The sequence below is a fragment of the Glycomyces sp. L485 genome (genome assembly GCF_022548875.1).
Taxonomy (GTDB): domain Bacteria; phylum Actinomycetota; class Actinomycetes; order Mycobacteriales; family Micromonosporaceae; genus Glycomyces.
The window spans coordinates 1-15,924 of sequence record NZ_JAKZEW010000047.1 but is presented as its reverse complement, the minus strand read 5'-3'; the positions used below and the strand labels follow the sequence as shown (position 1 = coordinate 15,924).

The window sequence follows — 15,924 nt, the reverse complement described above, 5'->3', positions numbered from 1 at the left end:
GCTCTAGGTCGGTGACACCCAGCCGGCCGACAGCATGATCAGGAGCACGGCCCCGAAGGCGATGCGGTACCAGACGAATCCCATGAACGTGTGGTTCGACACGAACTTCATGAGCCACGCGATGGCCGCGTAGGCGACCAGGACCGTGACCACGATCCCGGTGATGAGCGAGGCGAGGGGGAGCGAGCCGTCGAAGGCGTCCCCGGCCGTCAGCAGTGCCGCGCCGGTGATTGCGGGTATCCCGAGGAAGAAGGCCAGACGTGTGGCGGCGGGGCGGTTGAGGTCGCGCAGCATCCCGGCCGTCATGGTCGCTCCGGATCGGGAGACGCCCGGGAACAGGGCGAGCACTTGGATGCAGCCGACGAAGATCGCGTCGCGCATGTTCACGTGGGACTCGGAGCGCTGGTGGGTCGCGACGCGTTCGGCGAACCACATGACGAATGCCCAGCCGATCATCCCGATGGCGATGACCCAGAGGTTGTAGATGGAGTCGATGGAGTCCTTGAACAGCAGGCCCGCCACAATGATCGGCACCGAGCCGACGATCACGTACCAGCCGAAGCGGTAGTCGTGGCCGCGCTTGTCGGCATTGAGCACGCCGACGGTCCAGCCCTTGACGATCCGGACGATGTCCTTGAAGAAGTACGTCAGCACCGCGATGATGGCACCGGACTGGGTGACGGCGCTGAAGGCGATCATCGATTCGGCCGAGGGGTCGAGTCCGATCCAGTTGGCGACGACCGCCACATGCCCGGTCGAGGAGATCGGGAGGTACTCGGTGATGCCCTGCACGATCCCGAGGATGATCGCTTGCCAGATGTCCAAGTCGCGTTCCCTTCAGATTTCAACGTCGGACAGCGTAGCCGCCCGCCGCTCAAGTGCCGCACCTGACGCCCACACGCGAATCTTGCTCGATGTACCTTGTGTTCCCATGGAACGCCGACCACTTGGACGCAGCGGCATCGAGGTCTCCTCCCTCGGGCTGGGAACGATGACGTGGACCACCGACGAGGCCGGGTTGGAGGACGCCGCCGCACAGCTCCAGTCGTTCGTCGAGGCCGGCGGGACGCTCGTCGACACCGCGGACGTCTTCGGGCAGGGGGCGTCTGAGGCCGTCATCGGCCAGCTCATCGGCAAGGTGGTGACGCGCTCGGAGATCCACATCGCCACGAAGGCCGGGGTGCGCACCGACGGTTCGGACCGCAAGCGGGACACCTCGCGCGGGTGGCTGATGCGGTGCCTGGAGCACTCGCTGCGGCGGCTCGGCACCGATTACATCGACCTGTGGCTGCTGCACGTCTACGACCCGGACACGCCGGTGGAGGAGACGATGTCGGCGCTGGACCTGGCGGTCGGCAGCGGCAAGGTCCGGTACGTGGGCCTGTCCAACCACACCGGTTGGCAGACTGCGTGGGCGAGTTCATGGCAGTCGGCCTGGCCGGGCCGCACCCCGATCGTGGCCAGCGAAGTCGAGTACTCGCTGCTTCAGCGCGGGGTCGAGCGCGAGGTGCTGCCGGCGTGCCTCGCGATGGAGATGGGCTTGCTGGCGTGGTCGCCGCTGGGCCGGGGCGTGCTGACGGGCAAGTACCGGTTCGGGCGGCCCTCCGATTCGCGAGCGGCCTCGGCGCAGTGGTCGCGGTTCGCCTCGACCTATCTCGACGAGCGCTCGGCGGGGATCGTCGAGGCGGTCGCCACCGCCGCCGAGGGGCTGGGGGTCAGCCCCCTGGAGGTGGCGCTGGCGTGGGTGAGGGACCAGCCGGGCGTCGCCTCGGCGATCGTCGGCGCCCGCAACGCGACGCAGCTGCGGGCCTCCCTGGCCGCGGAGCAGTTGTTCCTGCCCCCGGAGATCCGGCTGGCCCTCGACGACGTCTCAGCGCCGACGGTGGGCTACCCGGAGAGTTACTGACCCTCGGACATCGAGGCGATCCACTCGTTGACGCGCCGTTCGGCCTCCTCGCGGGAGACCTCCTCGATGCGGGTCATGATCGCCCAGCGGCGTCCGTGAGGGTCGACGATGCTGCAGTAGCGGTCACCGGTGACGAAGTCCTGCGGCTGTTCACGGACGGCCGCGCCGGCCTCGACGGACTTGGCGAAGACCGCGTCGCAGTCGGGCACGTACAGCGCCAGCGTCGCGGTGGCCTGCTCGGGATCGGGCACGCCGAGCCCGTAGGCCGGCTGCGGATCGCCGATCTGCAGGATCGAGTCGCCGATCTGGAGTTCGCAGTGCATGACCGACCCGTCGGGGCCGTCGTTGCGCATCAGGACCTTCGCGTCGAAGGCCTGCCGGTAGAACTCAATGGCCTTGGCCGCCTCGTTGCAAACAATGAACGGCGTTATCGAGTGGTATCCCTCGGGGATCGGATTGACGTCCTTTTCGCTCATGGCACCAGTCTCGTCGCGGTACGCTGCGCACGCTTGTAAAAAAGCGACGGACCCCCGATCTATCCTCGGGGCGTGGACAGACGCACCGCCAGCGACAAGGGCCTCCTGCGGCCGCAGGAGGCCGCCGACTACATCGGCCTGCGGCGATACCCTGTCGAGGACGCGCTGGGGCGGTATGTGGAGCGGTACTGGTCGGTCCGTTGGGATCTGCCCGAGGGCTGCTCCTACGAGTCGGTGGTCATCCCCCATCCGTGCGTGAACCTCAGCTTCATGCCGGTACTCGGGGCCGAGATCCACGGCCCGGGCACCGCGGTGTCGAGGCACCCGCTGGCCGGGGCCGGGCGGGTCTTCGGCGTCAAGTTCCGGCCCGGCGGGTTCACGGCCTTCACCGGCTCGGCGAGCGACGCACTCGCCGACTGGACGCTCGGGGCGGCCGCCGTGTTCGGCCCGGAGGCCGATGAGCTGAACGCGGTCATCATGGGCGGCGACGACGCGGCACTACCGGCCGTCACCGCGTATCTGGCCGATCGGATGCCCGCGCGGGTCGATCCGCGCTACAAGCGGCTGCTGGAGATGGCCTCGGCGATGCTGGAGGATCGCTCGATCACCCGCGCCGATCAAGTCGCCGAGCGGTTCGCCATGTCCCCCAAAGCCATCCAGCGGCTGTTCCAGTTCTATGTCGGGCTCGGCCCGAAGTGGCTCATCCGCCGCTACCGGATGCACGACGCCGCCGAGCGGCTCGCCGCGGATCCGACGGTCGACCTGGCCAGGCTCGCGGCGGAGCTGGGATGGTTTGACCAGGCCCACTTCACCCGCGATTTCAAGGCGCTGATCGGCTCGCCCCCGGCCGAGTACGCCTCTGCCTGCGCTTCGGCCGGGCGCGAGCTCGTCATCGCCCGTCGTTGACCGGTCGGCGGCTCAGCACTGGGAGAGGAAGCGGTGCATGGCGGTGACGCCGAACTGGAGGCCGTCGATCGGGACGCGCTCGTCGATGCCATGGAACAGGGCGGTGAAGTCGAGGTCGGCGGGAAGCTTGAGCGGCGCGAAGCCGAAGCAGCGGATGCCGATCGACGCGAACGCCTTCGCGTCGGTGCCGCCCGAGAGCATGTAGGGGATGGTCCGCGCCCCGGGATCGGACAGGCGTATGGCCTCGGCCATGGCGTCGACAAGCGGGCCGTCGAACGAGGTCTCGATGCCGGGCTGGCGGATCTCGTAGTCGAACTCGATACCGTCGCCGGCCAGCTCGCGCAGCTTCGCCTCCAGCTCGTCGTTGCGGCCCGGCAGGGACCGGCAGTCGAGGACGGCCTCAGCGGTGGAGGGGATGACGTTGGTCTTGTAGCCCGCGTCGAGGCGCGTCGGGTTGGCGGTGTTGCGCAGTGTCGCGCCGACCAGGCGGGCCACCGGACCGAGCTTCGCGACCGTCTCCTCCGGGTTGTCCGGGTCGAACTCGATGCCGGTGAGCTCGGAGACCGATTCGAGGAACTGGCGGACGGTCGGTGTCATCTCGATCGGGAAGTCATGCCGGCCGATGTCGGCGACGGCGCGGCTCAACCGCGTGACGGCGTTGTCGTCGTGGAGCATCGAGCCGTGGCCAGGCCGCCCCGAGGCGCGCAGGCGGAGCCAGTCGAGGCCCTTCTCTGCGGTCTGGACGACGTAGACGCGCAGGTCGTTGCTCAGGGTCATGGAGAATCCACCGACCTCGCCGACCGCCTCGGAGACACCCTCGAATACCTCGGGGTGCTGCTCGACCATGAAGCGCGCGCCGTAGTCGGAGCCGGCCTCCTCGTCGGCGGTGAACAGCAGGACGAGGTCGCGCGGCGGGACCTTGCCCATGCGCCGCCAGGAGCGGACGACGGCCAGGAGCATCGCGTCGAAGTCCTTCATGTCGACCGCGCCGCGCCCCCACAGGTAGCCGTCCCGGATCTCGCCGCCGAACGGATCCACGCTCCACTCGGAGGCCTCGGCGGGGACGACGTCGAGATGGCCGTGCAGCAGCAAGGCGCCGCGCTCGGAGTCGGCTCCGGGGTAGCGGGCGGCAACGGAGGCGCGGCCGGGCGCGGACTCGTAGATCGTTGGTTCGAGGCCGACCTCGGCGAGTTTCCCGGCCACGTATTCGGCGGCGGCGCGCTCCCCCTTCGCGGTGGCGTTGTCGCCGGTGTTGGTGGTGTCGATGCGGATGAGATCGCGCGCGATCTCGACGACCTCATCGTCGGGACGGGACGGGTTTGCGGTTTCAGCCATCGTTGATTTCTATCAAGTCGGGGACGGAGAACTCACGCCGCGGGTTCGGCGGCCACCGGAGGCTTCGGTCCGCGAGGGTGGAGCCGCTTGCGGCGTTTGGCCGAGATCGGACCGGCCAGGCGTGGTGCCAAGGGCCCGACCGCGGCCAGGATCAGCACGTAGGCGGCGGCCAGCGATCCCAATTGCGGGTCGAGTCCCGCCGAGACGCCGAGGCCTGCGATGACGATGGAGAACTCGCCGCGTGGCAGCAGGACCAGACCGGCGCGCAGCCGACCGGTGAAGGCCGAACCGCTGTGCCGGGCCGCCCACCAGCCCGTGGCGAACTTCGTGGCGATCGTCACGACGGCCAGCGCCGCGGCTATGAGGAGCACGGGAGGTAGGTGCCGAGGGTCGGTCTGGAGTCCGAAGTTGACGAAGAAGAGGGCCGCGAACAGGTTCTTCAGCGGATCCAGGGTGCGTTCGGCGTGGTGGGAGACGTCACCGGACAGGGCGATGCCGACGAAGAACGCGCCGACGGCGGCCGAGACGTGGACCTGCTCGGCGAGTCCGGCGACTAGGAGGATGAGGCCGAGGACCTTGAGCATGAGGATCTCGTCGCTGGGCGAGGAGAGGAAGCGCGAGAGCGCGCTGCCGCCCCTGGCGGCGACGAAGAACGCCGCGCCGACGGCCAGCAGCGCCAGCGCCAGGCCCCAAGCGGCCTCCGCGAACGCCAGTCCGGCCAGGACGGTGGTGACGATCGGCAGGTAGATAGCCATGACGAGGTCCTCGGCGACCAGGAGTGAGAGCACGGTCGGCGTCTCGCGGTTGCCGAGCCAGCCCAGGTCGGACAAAACCTTCGCGATGATGCCCGACGAGGAGATGTAGGTGACGCCGCCGAAGACGACGGCGGCCAGCGGCCCCCAGCCGAGCAGCAGCGCGCAAACCACGCCGGGGGTGGCGTTGAGGACCAGGTCGACGATCGCGCCGAGCCAGGAGGTGCGCATGGTGCCGAGCAGCTCGCGGGGCGTGTATTCGAGGCCGAGGGCGAACAGCAGGAGGACGATGCCGATCTCGGCGCCGACGTCGAGGAAGCTTTCGATCGCTTCGAGATCGTGGATGCCGCCGTCGCCGAAGGCGAGCCCGGCCAGGAGATACAGCGGGATGGCCGAGATCCCGAAACGGCCCGCGAGGGCGCCCAGGATCCCGAGGACGCCGACGACCAGACCGAGTTGCAGGAATACTTCGACGAGATGGTCCATCGGCTACTCGATTCCGCGCAGAATGCGGTCGACCTTGTCGACGGCCTCCTCGGTGCCGATGGTGACGAGCCGGTCGCCGACGCGCAGGACGGCGGAGGGCGCGGGCCCGGTCTCGACGCCCTGGTCGCGGACGATCGCGACGATGGAGGCGCCGGTGCGGGTGCGGGCGCGGGTGTCGCCGAGGGGGCGTTCGGCGTAGGGGCTGGTGGCGTCCACCAGGATCTGGCGCGAGACGAGGTTCTCGATCTCATGGTGCAGCTGGTTCAGCTTCTCGACGATGCGGGCGCCGCCGAGCAGTTCGCCGACCGACGCCGACTCGTCGGCGTCGAGGACGACGCATTCCAGGGCCGAGTCGGGGTCATCGGGGTCGTACATGATGAAGTCGCGTCGGCCTTCGCGGTGGGCGACGATGCCGAGGTGCACTCCCCGTTTGGTCTCGAACTCGAACCGGACGCCGATCCCGGGCAACTCTGTGCGCTCCACGTCCACGGTCGGTCATCTCCTTCGTTGTCGCGTACGAAAGGAACCGTAGCGCAACGGCGAACGGGCTTCCGGTCAGGCGGGCGCGATCAGCGGTTCACGGCATCTCGTTCCGCGCCGATCCCGGCGGTCTGATTCTGCCGGGATCGCGGCCCCCGGTTCCGGCTACTGGTCGGCGCCTGAGAGGACGTCTTCGACATCGAATTCGATCGCGTCCGGTGTGGTGGGTTCGGCTTCGTCGACGATGGCGGGGATCGCGCGGCCCGTCCTGGCGTGGGCCTCGACGACCGGGTGGGTCGCGCCGTAGTTGTCCTCGTGGCCCTCGAACTGGGCAATGAACGAGTAAACCAGCGCGGGCGCGCCGCTGGAGTCGTAGACGACGGTTCCAGGGCATGAGAGCGGTGTGTGAGCGCGGCCGGTCAAGGTTCGGGGCATGGACTACGCATTCAAGACCGAAGGACTGGTGAAACGGTTCGGGAAGACCACGGCGCTCGCCGGGGTCGACCTCGCCGCCGAGCCGGGAACCGTGCTGGAGGTGCTCGGGCCGAACGGCGCGGGCAAGACCACCGCCATTCGCATTCTCGCGACGCTGCTGCGCCCCGACGAAGGCCGTGCCGAGGTCGGCGGCCTCGATCTCGCCCGGCACGCCGCCGAGGCGCGCTCGGAGGGCTTCGCAGTGGTCGACGGCGACGGACCGGTGACCGGGGCCGCCGGGGAGCGGGACGATCACCATGATCGCCGCAATGCGCTATCATCGCATTATGGCGATTAATCATGACGATCCCTGCATGGCCGCTCAGATCGAGACGGGCCTGCCTCCGGCGGTGGCGCTGTTCCACTCCCTTTCGGACGCTACCAGGCTGCGGATCGTGCAGCGCCTGGCCGACGGCGAGGCTCGAGTGGTCGACCTGACCGGTGAGCTGCGTCTGGCGCAGTCGACGGTCTCGAAGCACCTGGCCTGCCTGCGCGACTGCGGACTGGTGGAGGCCAGAGCCGAAGGGCGGCAGTCGTTCTACTCGCTCTCGCACCCGGAGCTGATGGACCTGCTGGCCTCGGCCGAATCGCTGTTGGCGGCCACCGGGCACGCGGTGGCCCTGTGCCCGGCGACCGCCGGGGAGGCCGCATGAGCTCGGCATCGCCGACGCTGCTGACCCCGAAGCGGCGGGCGACGCTGAACACCCGATCGCGCCGCCTGGCCTGGGCGACCGCGGGCTACAACGCCGTCGAAGGCGCGATCGCGATCGCGGCCGGAGCGGCGGCGTCCTCGACGGCGCTGATCGGCTTCGGCCTCGACTCGTTCGTGGAGGTCTCCTCCGCGCTGGTGGTGATCTGGCAGTTCCGCGCCGCGGTGCCCGAGTCGCGGGAGCGACTGGCCCTGCGGCTGATCGCGGTCTCGTTCTTCGCGCTGGCCGCGTGGGTCACGGTCGACTCGGTGCGCTCACTGCTCGCGGGCGGGGCGGCCGAGCCGAGCACGGTCGGCATCGCACTGGCGGCGGTGTCGGTGGTGGTCATGCCGCTGCTGGCGCGGGCCAAGCGGCGGACCGCCGCCGAGCTGGGATCGGCCACAGTGGCAGCCGATGCCGTGCAGACGCTGCTGTGCACCTACCTGTCGGCGGTGCTGCTGGTCGGCCTGGCGCTCAATGCGCTGTGGGGCTGGTCGTGGGCGGACCCGGTGGCGGCTCTGGTGATCGCGGCCGTAGCGCTCAAGGAGGGCGTCGAGGCCTGGCGCGGCGACCACTGCGACGACTGCTGCTGACCGCGGGACGGGCGCGGCCCCGATCAGTCGGTGAAGGCGGTGCGCAGCAGGCGTTCGGCGGTTTCGCGGTGTCCATTGGCGGCGAGGAGTCCGGCGGGGGCCAGGGCGTAGTCGCCGTCGATGACGACCTGGGCGGCCTCCGGCGGGCGGAAGCCTCCGGCGGTGTGGTCGCAGACGGCCTGGCGAAGCCGGGTCGCCGCCGATTCGGGGTCGCGGCGGAACACGCCCCCGGAACCGACCACCAGTCGCACCGCCGCGAGGTCCTTGCCGCCCCGCAGCGGTTCGGTCGGCCCGCCGATGCGTTCGCCCCGCGCGTGACGGCCTACGGCCACGCGGGCCGCCAGGGCACTCAGCTCCGCGTCGGACTGCCGCTCTGGTTCGGTCTCCGCCTTGAAATCGGGGTGTTCGGTGCGGTGACGGGCCGCCTCTCGGAGCCGGGGGTCCGGATGGAGGTCGTCGGATTCGGCGGCTTCGACGATGCCGGTGGCGGTGTGGCGAACGCCCAGGTCGCCCTCGACCGTTCGCGAGCGCCAGGCGGTTCCGGCGACCTCGGCCCGCGGGCCGCTCATCTCGGCGTCCGGGGTCAGGACCGAGTACACGTCGGTCGTGGCGCCGCCGACGTCGACCGCCAGGAGGTCGTCGCCGGTCAGGTCCGCCAGGAGTTCGACTCCGGTCAGGACCGCGTCGGGGGTGGCGGCCTTGACAGTCTCGGTGAAGTCGGCGCGGGCCGAGAGGTGTTTGCCGGCTATGACGTGGCGCAGGAACACCTCGCGAAGGGCGGTCCGGGCCGGGACCGGATTGAGCCTGCCGATGCGCGGCAGTACATTGTCGACAACAGTGATGTCGACACCTGCCTCGGTGAGCGACGCGGTGACCACCGCTGCGGCGTCCGCGTTGCCGGCGAAGACGACCGGGGCCCGGACCTGCGACGCCGCGAGCGCCTCGGCGTGGGCCCGCAGCGCCGTCTCGTCGCCGCCGTCCGTGCCGCCCGCCAGGAGCAGTACGTCCGGGCGGGATTCGGCCAGGTCGTTCCAGTCGGCGTCGCGCAGCTCCCCGGCGCAGACGTGGACGACCCTAGCGCCCGCCGAGAGTCCCGCCCGAAAGGCGGCCCTGGCGGTCACCAGCGGCTCGTTCCCGATGACGCCCAGTCGCAGTCCACCTCCTGCCGAGGAGCACACGAACGTCTCGATGACCTCGGCGTCCTCCGGGACCGCCGCCGCCACGGCCTGCTCCAGTCCCTCCATCACGTCGGTCCCCAGCGTGGTCGGGTGCGAGGCGGTGCCCCGGAGCGCTCCGGTGCCGGCTTCGACGGCGGCCGCCTTGGTGTAGGTGGAGCCGACGTCGACGCACACGACGACGCCGGTCACGGCACCACGACGGTGCCGGTGGCGGTGGTCGCCACGATCGGCTCGTCCAGTGCCGTCGCCGCCGAATCGCCCCTGGCCGGGTCGGCACGGCAGACCACTTTCAGGACGAACTGAAGCGTGCGGCTGCGTTTGCCGGTCCGGGTGACCACGCCCGTCGCCTCGACCACGTCACCGGCTCGGATCGCCGCTTTGAACTGCACGTCCGAATAGGATGCGAAGAGTCCCTCGTCGCCGTCGGCGCGGATGCAGATGTCGGTGGCGACGTCGCCGAACATGGCGAGCGCGTACGCCCCGTCGACCAGGTTCCCGCCGTAATGGGCGTGGCCGTGCGGCACATATCGGCGGTGGGTGACGTTGAGTCCGTCGTGGTCGGTCATGCGGGGATCTCCTTCTGAGAGGCGACGAGTCGGTGGACGAGGTAGGAGGCGACGTCGCCGGGTGTGGTGCCGCGCGAGAACACGCGGTCGACTCCCAGTTCGGCGGAGGCGCGCTCGTCGAACCGGGGCCCGCCGACGACGAGGAGCGGGCGCCTGCCCGGCGGGAGCGCCTCGCGGAACGCCGCGGCCATCTCGCGGGTGTTGTGGAGGTGGGCGTCCCTCTGGGTCACGACCTGGCTGACCAGGACCGCGTCGGCCTCCTCGTCGATCGCGCGGTTCACCAGGTCCGGAACGGCGACCTGCGCACCGAGGTTGACCACGCGCAGCTCCCGGTAGCACTCCAGGCCCTTCTCCCCCGCGACCCCCTTGATGTTGAGGATCGCGTCGATGCCGACGGTGTGGGCATCGGTGCCGATGCAGGCGCCGACGACGCACAGTTTGCGGCCGAGCCGCTCCTTGACCACCTCGTTGACCTCCTTGGGGCTCAGCAGCGGGTAGTCGCGTTCGACCACTTCGACCTCGTCGAGGTTGACCAGGTGCCTCGCCGCGCCGTAGACGACGAAGAACGTGTGCCTCGTCCCGATGGCCTTGGAGTGGACGACCATGGCGTTGTCCAGGCCCATCTTCGCGGCCAGTTGGGCGGCGGCGCCCTCGGCGCGCTTGTCGTGGGCGACCGGGAGCGTGAACGACAGCTGCACCATGCCGTCGCCGGTGGTGTCGCCGTAAGGGCGGACGATGCTGCTCATCGGGCCTCCTCATCGGACTCGAGCACTTCGCCGGCGGGGTTGAAGTAGTCCTCGGCGCGCTCGGCGACGCCCTCCAGCCCTCGGCCGCCGTCGGCGGGGCGCTTCATGATCCCGAAGGTGCCGTCGGCGATCGCGTCGAGCAGCCCGTCGTCCCGGATCCGCTCCAGCAGGTCGACCGCCTCGCCGAGCACCTCGTCGGCGCGGTTCGCGATGAAGCCGTCGGCGGGCGGGTGGAAGTCCTCGGCCAGACCGCCGGCCGCGCCGAGCACGTACCGGACGTTCTGCAGCGCGATGTCCCTGTCGGACAGCCACGGCGTGACGACCGCTTCGGTCATCATGCCCACCAGCAGGATCGACTGCCCGGTCATCACCCCGGCGAGGTTGAAGAACCCGTCGAGGAGGTTGCCGCGGAAGACGTCGCCGGTCATGTGCTTGGTCGGCGGCATCCACTTCAGCGGCGCGTCGGGGAACAGCTGGCGCGCCAGCAGCGCGTGGGCCAGTTCGAGCCGGAACGACTCGGGCAGGTCGGGGTTGACCTCGAAGGCGTGGCCCAGGCCGAGCAACTCGTCCGGCAGCCCGGCCTCGTGCGCGAAGTACTCGTTGAGCAGCTGCGAGACGGTGACGGTGTGGGCGGCCTCGACCGCGTCGGCGGTGGTGAGGTAGTTGTCCTCGCCGGTGTTGATGATGATCCCGGCCCTCGCGTGGATCTGGCGGGAGAACCGCTGGTCGACGAATGTGCGGATCGGGTTGATGTCGCGGAACAGGATCCCGTACATGCAGTCGTTGAGCATCATGTCGAGCCGGTTCATCCCGGCGAGCGCCGCCATCTCGGGCATGCACAGCCCCGAGGCGTAGTTGCACAGCCGCACGTACCGGCCGACCTCGCGGGAGGTCTGGTCGAGGGCGGCGCGCATGAGCCGGAAGTTCTCGCCGGTCGCATAGGTCCCCGCGAAGCCCTCGCGGGTGGCGCCTTCGGGGACGTAGTCCAGCAGGGACTGTCCGGTGGATCGGATGACGGCGATGATGTCGGCGCCGGCCCTCGCGGCGGACTGGGCCTGCGGTATGTCCTCGTAGATGTCGCCGGTGGCGACGATGAGGTAGATCCAGGGGCGCTGCGGCGGGTCGCCGATGAACATACTCATCTGGTTGCGCGTGCGGCGCTGGGCGTCGATGCGGTCGAAGCCGCCTCCGACTGCGGTGCGGGCGAGGTCGCTGGCGCTGTCGTGGGCCCTGCCGGTCGGCAGCTCGAACTTGACGCCGCCCGCGGCGGCGGCGTGCGCGAGGCGCTCCAGGTCGGGGTGGTTCCCTTCGGCGAGGGCGTGGAAGACCGGCAGGGCGACGCCGTGTTCGATGCCCGTCTGGTCGGCGACGGCGTCGACGAGCCGGTTGACCCAGGGGATGCCCTCTGGGTCGGCGCCGGTGAGTCCGGCGAGGCGGAGGGTGGCGCGTTCGACCGAGACGGTGGTGTGGCTGCGGGCCATCTCGACGACCGGCTCCCCGGCCAGCTCGGCGAGGCGGCGGGCGCGGGCGACTAGGTCGGGGTCGAGCGGCAGGAGCGGTTTCGCGGTCATCTCAGCGCTCCCCCTCGACGCGGGACTCGAAGAGCTCCCTCAGGGCGGGGTCGGCGGCGACGAGATGGAGGGCGTAGTCGGCGTGGCCGGGGACGTAGCCGTTGCCTATGAGCATCTCGACGTCGGCGGCGAGGCCTTCGGCGCCGAGCGCGGCGGCGGGGAACGAGGTGGCCATGGAGAAGAACACGACGGTGCCGCCGGTCGAGGTCGAGAGGATGGCGCCGTGCTCGCAGCCGGGGACGTCGACGCAGACGACCGTGACGTCGGCGCCGCGCCCGCCCAGGGCGTCGCTGACGGTCTCGGCGAGGCCGAGGGGGTCGGTGGCGTCGGCGACGGCGATGCGGTCGGCGAGGCCGCCGGCCCTGAGGAGGGCGGCTTCGGCATCGTCGCGGACGACGCCGAGGACGGTCGCCGCCCTGGCGTCGCGGGCGGCGGCCAGTGAGAGGGAGCCGGACTTGCCGGCGGCTCCGAGGACGGCCACGGTAGAGCGCGCGTGGGCGGCCCGGCGCGCGACGACGCGGCGGACGAGCGCGGGAGCGCCGCAGACGTCGAAGACGGCCAGGGCGACCTGTTCGGGCAGGTCGTCGGGCAGGATGGCCGCGATGGAACGGGCGAAGAGAATGGCGTGCCCGGAAGTGGGTACCTGTTCGGAGAGGCCGTCCCAGTGCCTGAGTCCGTCGTCGATGTGGAGCGGGGTGAGAGTCAAGGAGACGAGCGTGGCGACCTTCTGGCCGGCCTTGAGGCCGAGCGGGGAACGATCGCCGACGGCGTCGACGGTGCCGATGAGCATGCCGCCGGAGCCGGTGGCCCGGTTGTGCATCTTGCCGCGCCGCTCGATGACGTCGAGCACGTCCGCCCTGATGGCGGCGCCGTCGCCGCTGTGCGCGGTGTGGAGCTGCCGGTAGGAGGCGGCGTCGAGGTTGAGTCGCTCGACGCGGATGCGGACTTCGTTCTCGGCGATTTCAGGATTGCTGTCTAGTTTGTCCGCTGCTTGTGGCAGCACCCCGGTGGGGCTGACGACTCGGTGCGATCCGACCGGTGAGCCTGTCGACATCGTTGCCGCCCTTCCAGTAATGAGGGATATTTTGGATCTCAATATGCGGGACCTAGCGCACAACAGTAACGGAAGGTTATCCTCGTCACAAGGCGGCTATCCGTCGTCTGAGGCGATTGCCGGGCCAACATCCCGGACATGGAGGTACACACGTGACTGATCGACTGACCGGTGAGCGACAGCCCGCCCTGATCGAGCAGCCCTACCAGTACCGGCGACGGACGCTGGTCGAGCCCGACTGGACCAGATTCCCCGGCTGGCGCGACGTCACCGCCGATGACTGGGCATCGGCCCAATGGCAGCGCACGCACTGCGTCAAGAACGTGGGGCAGTTGCGCACCGTAGTCGGCGACCGGCTGCACGATTCCTTCTACGACGACCTGGCCGCCGACATGGAGCAGTCCGCCACGATGTCGATGCTCCTGCCCCCGCAGATGCTCAACACGATGGGGACCGATCTCGACGACACCACGCCGGGCTCGTGGACCGACGCGTTCTACGCCGACCCGGTGCGCCGCTACATGCTCCCGGTCGCCTCCGACCGGCGCGCCGACTGGCCCTCCCACCCCTTCGCCGCCCGCGATTCACTCCACGAGCACGACATGTGGGCCGTGGAGGGACTGACCCACCGCTACCCCACCAAGGTCCTCGCCGAGCTGCTCTCGACCTGCCCTCAGTACTGCGGACACTGCACCCGCATGGACCTGGTCGGCAACTCCACCCCCACGGTCGACAAGCGCAGACTCGCCCTCAAACCGGTCGACCGCCAGAGTGCGATCCTCGACTACCTGCGAGCCCACCCGGGCGTCCGCGACGTGGTCGTCTCCGGCGGCGACGTCGCCAACCTCCCGTGGAAGCACCTGGAGCGCTTCCTCGACCAGCTGTTGGAGATCGAAACCATCCGCGACATCCGCCTGGCAACCAAGGCGCTCATGGGGCTGCCGCAGCACTGGCTCCAGGACGAGATCGTCGAGGGCATGGCCCGGGTCGCCAAGCGCGCCGCGGGCCAGGGTGTCAACCTCGCCATACACACCCACATCAACCACGCCAACTCCGTGACACCGGCCGTCGCGGCCGCCGCCGCGGCCATGCTCGACGCGGGCGTACGGGACGTGCGCAACCAGGGCGTGCTCATGCGCGGGGTCAACGACACACCCGATGCCCTGCTCGACCTGTGCTTCGCCATGCAGGGTGAGGCGAACATCCTGCCGTACTACTTCTACATGTGCGACATGATCCCCAACGCCGAGCACTGGCGCACCTCCGTTGCCCGCGCCCAGGAACTCCAGACCGCGATCATGGGCTACTTGCCCGGGTACGCGACCCCGCGGATCATCTGCGACGTGCCCATGGTCGGCAAGCGCTGGGTCCACCAGCTGTCCGAGTACGACCGCGAGCTGGGGATCTCGTACTGGACGAAGAACTACCGGACCTCGATCGAGGCCGACGACCCTGACGCGCTGACGCGCCGGTACCCGTTCTACGACCCGATCGACACGCTCCCGAAGGCCGGCCAGCAGTGGTGGGCCAACATGCACCCGCCCGTGCGGGCCAAGGCCGCCGGTGACGAGGCCGCGGCGCGGTCGCGCGAGGCGAGCGGGCGCGAGGAGCAACCCTCGATCGACTTCGGAGCCTGAGATGCCCTCGACGCTCATCACGGTGGCACCCACGGGCGCCGAGGTCGACAAGCGGGAGGTCCCTGCGCTGCCGGTGACGATCGACGAGCTGGTCTCGACGGCGGCCGAATGCGAGCGGGCGGGCGCGTCGGTGATCCACGTGCACATCCGCGACGCCGAGGCGAGGCCGACGCTCGATCAGGGGCGGCTGCGCGAGACGGTCGCCGCTCTGAGGGACTCGACCGACCTGATCGTGCAGTTGTCGACGGGCGGAGCGGTCACCGATCCCGAGGCTGAGCGGCTGGCGGTGCTCGACGCGGGTCCGGACATGGCCTCGTGCACGATGGGCACGGTGAACTTCGGCGACGGCGTGTTCATGAACCGCTGGGAGTTCATCGTCGAGCTGCACCGGCGGATGCGGGACAACGGGGTGGTGCCCGAGTACGAGCTGTTCGACCTGGGGCACCTGCCGGCTCTGGAACGCCTGCTGGACAAGCACGGGCCGCCGTTCGGCGGCCACGTGCACGTCGATTTCGTGCTCGGCGTGCCGGGCGGGGCGGCGGGCGACGCGTCGACCGTGACCGCCTTCGCCGAGGCCGTCAGGCGCCACCTGCCCGAGGGGACGACGTTCTCGGCCACGGGGATCGGAAGGACGACCCTTCCGGTGATGTTCGCTTCGCTCGCCCACGGCGGTCATCTGCGCGTGGGCATGGAGGACACCGTGTCCTTCGCGAGACGTCGGCCGGTGACGGGCAACGGGGAGCTGGTACGCCGAGCTGCTGAGGCGGCGGAACTCGCCCAGCGCCCGGCGATGTCGACGATCGAGGCCCGGAAGCTCTTGGGCGTCCGAGACGCCGACTGACGCGAGGAGGCCCGGCCTTTGCGCGGCCGGGCCTCCGGCCTCAAACGGCCCTTATGGAGTCGTGGGCTTCGGCCGCCTCACTCTGCACGTGTCGCCGGATCTCCAGGATGGACGAAGTTCGTGCGGGTTCGGCAGCGGCTCAGGTTACGAACACGGCTGCGAGCCGCTGCCGCCCAGGGGTTAACTTTCCACGGCCATCACCCGTGCGATCCGGATCGAGTTGCTGTCGGTCCC

The 15,924-nt window shown here is 70.0% G+C and carries 18 protein-coding genes; 7 read left to right on the top strand and 11 right to left on the bottom strand.

The window, feature by feature from the left end; genetic code table 11:
• Positions 1-3: 3 nt before the first annotated feature.
• Entirely contained in the window at positions 4-825 is an 822-nt protein-coding gene (locus L0U85_RS17770) for an undecaprenyl-diphosphate phosphatase (RefSeq protein WP_241379096.1), read from the bottom strand.
• A 106-nt stretch (positions 826-931) separates the two neighbouring features.
• Between L0U85_RS17770 and L0U85_RS17765 the strand changes: the two genes are divergently transcribed.
• Positions 932-1,906, top strand: coding sequence for an aldo/keto reductase (locus tag L0U85_RS17765; protein ID WP_241379095.1), 975 nt, complete (start codon positions 932-934; stop codon positions 1,904-1,906).
• Here L0U85_RS17765 and L0U85_RS17760 read toward each other — a convergent pair.
• Positions 1,900-2,382 (bottom strand): VOC family protein, encoded by a 483-nt coding sequence (locus L0U85_RS17760; RefSeq protein WP_241379094.1) that lies wholly within the window; start codon positions 2,380-2,382, stop codon positions 1,900-1,902. The genes L0U85_RS17765 and L0U85_RS17760 overlap by 7 nt on opposite strands.
• A gap of 72 nt (positions 2,383-2,454) precedes the next feature.
• Here L0U85_RS17760 and L0U85_RS21445 point away from each other — a divergent pair, with 72 nt between their 5' ends.
• Positions 2,455-3,288: a helix-turn-helix domain-containing protein gene (locus tag L0U85_RS21445; protein ID WP_241379093.1), complete on the top strand. Its 834-nt coding sequence runs from the start codon at positions 2,455-2,457 to the stop codon at positions 3,286-3,288.
• A 12-nt stretch (positions 3,289-3,300) separates the two neighbouring features.
• On the opposite strand, the gene L0U85_RS17750 is transcribed toward L0U85_RS21445, so the two are convergent.
• From L0U85_RS17750 to L0U85_RS17735, 4 genes are all read right to left on the bottom strand, one after another.
• Positions 3,301-4,623, bottom strand: coding sequence for a M20/M25/M40 family metallo-hydrolase (locus L0U85_RS17750; protein WP_241379092.1), 1,323 nt, complete (start codon positions 4,621-4,623; stop codon positions 3,301-3,303).
• Between the two features lie 32 nt (positions 4,624-4,655).
• Positions 4,656-5,861 carry a cation:proton antiporter gene (locus L0U85_RS17745; protein WP_241379091.1) on the bottom strand — a complete coding sequence of 402 codons (1,206 nt, stop codon included), beginning with the start codon at positions 5,859-5,861 and terminating at the stop codon, positions 4,656-4,658.
• A 3-nt stretch (positions 5,862-5,864) separates the two neighbouring features.
• Positions 5,865-6,350: a TrkA C-terminal domain-containing protein gene (locus L0U85_RS17740; RefSeq protein WP_241379090.1), complete on the bottom strand. Its 486-nt coding sequence runs from the start codon at positions 6,348-6,350 to the stop codon at positions 5,865-5,867.
• Positions 6,351-6,506: 156 nt separating this feature from the next.
• Positions 6,507-6,776: a hypothetical protein gene (locus L0U85_RS17735; protein ID WP_241379089.1), complete on the bottom strand. Its 270-nt coding sequence runs from the start codon at positions 6,774-6,776 to the stop codon at positions 6,507-6,509.
• Here L0U85_RS17735 and L0U85_RS17730 point away from each other — a divergent pair.
• Genes L0U85_RS17730 through L0U85_RS17720 form a run of 3 tightly spaced genes read left to right on the top strand, consistent with a single transcriptional unit; the run spans position 6,775 to position 8,097 of the window.
• On the top strand, positions 6,775-7,113 hold the full coding sequence (locus tag L0U85_RS17730; RefSeq protein WP_241379088.1) for an ATP-binding cassette domain-containing protein: 339 nt from the start codon (positions 6,775-6,777) through the stop codon (positions 7,111-7,113). The genes L0U85_RS17735 and L0U85_RS17730 overlap by 2 nt on opposite strands.
• Positions 7,103-7,468, top strand: coding sequence for a metalloregulator ArsR/SmtB family transcription factor (locus L0U85_RS17725; protein ID WP_347177478.1), 366 nt, complete (start codon positions 7,103-7,105; stop codon positions 7,466-7,468). The genes L0U85_RS17730 and L0U85_RS17725 overlap by 11 nt, the downstream gene beginning before the upstream one ends.
• The gene (locus L0U85_RS17720; protein WP_241379086.1) at positions 7,465-8,097 is read left to right on the top strand and encodes a cation transporter; all 633 of its coding nucleotides are present in this window, start codon (positions 7,465-7,467) and stop codon (positions 8,095-8,097) included. The genes L0U85_RS17725 and L0U85_RS17720 overlap by 4 nt, the downstream gene beginning before the upstream one ends.
• A gap of 23 nt (positions 8,098-8,120) precedes the next feature.
• Here the strand turns inward: L0U85_RS17720 and L0U85_RS17715 are convergent, their stop codons facing one another.
• From L0U85_RS17715 to L0U85_RS17695, 5 genes are read right to left on the bottom strand one after another with little or no spacing between them, the layout of a single operon-like run.
• Positions 8,121-9,464: a glutamate mutase L gene (locus L0U85_RS17715; protein ID WP_241379085.1), complete on the bottom strand. Its 1,344-nt coding sequence runs from the start codon at positions 9,462-9,464 to the stop codon at positions 8,121-8,123.
• Positions 9,461-9,841 carry a hotdog domain-containing protein gene (locus L0U85_RS17710; RefSeq protein ID WP_241379084.1) on the bottom strand — a complete coding sequence of 127 codons (381 nt, stop codon included), beginning with the start codon at positions 9,839-9,841 and terminating at the stop codon, positions 9,461-9,463. The genes L0U85_RS17715 and L0U85_RS17710 overlap by 4 nt, the downstream gene beginning before the upstream one ends.
• The gene (locus L0U85_RS17705) at positions 9,838-10,587 is read right to left on the bottom strand and encodes an OAM dimerization domain-containing protein (protein ID WP_241379083.1); all 750 of its coding nucleotides are present in this window, start codon (positions 10,585-10,587) and stop codon (positions 9,838-9,840) included. Before L0U85_RS17705 ends, L0U85_RS17710 begins: the two co-directional genes overlap by 4 nt.
• Positions 10,584-12,158 carry a lysine 5,6-aminomutase subunit alpha gene (locus tag L0U85_RS17700; RefSeq protein WP_241379082.1) on the bottom strand — a complete coding sequence of 525 codons (1,575 nt, stop codon included), beginning with the start codon at positions 12,156-12,158 and terminating at the stop codon, positions 10,584-10,586. The genes L0U85_RS17705 and L0U85_RS17700 overlap by 4 nt, the downstream gene beginning before the upstream one ends.
• Before the next feature lies 1 nt (position 12,159).
• A complete protein-coding gene (locus L0U85_RS17695; protein WP_241379081.1) occupies positions 12,160-13,212 on the bottom strand; it encodes an L-erythro-3,5-diaminohexanoate dehydrogenase in 1,053 nt (350 codons plus the stop codon).
• A gap of 164 nt (positions 13,213-13,376) precedes the next feature.
• Here L0U85_RS17695 and L0U85_RS17690 point away from each other — a divergent pair, with 164 nt between their 5' ends.
• Both L0U85_RS17690 and L0U85_RS17685 read left to right on the top strand, forming a co-directional pair.
• Positions 13,377-14,849 (top strand): lysine 2,3-aminomutase, encoded by a 1,473-nt coding sequence (locus L0U85_RS17690; RefSeq protein WP_277606001.1) that lies wholly within the window; start codon positions 13,377-13,379, stop codon positions 14,847-14,849.
• A gap of 1 nt (position 14,850) precedes the next feature.
• Positions 14,851-15,690 (top strand): 3-keto-5-aminohexanoate cleavage protein, encoded by an 840-nt coding sequence (locus tag L0U85_RS17685; RefSeq protein ID WP_241379079.1) that lies wholly within the window; start codon positions 14,851-14,853, stop codon positions 15,688-15,690.
• Positions 15,691-15,924 lie beyond the last annotated feature (234 nt).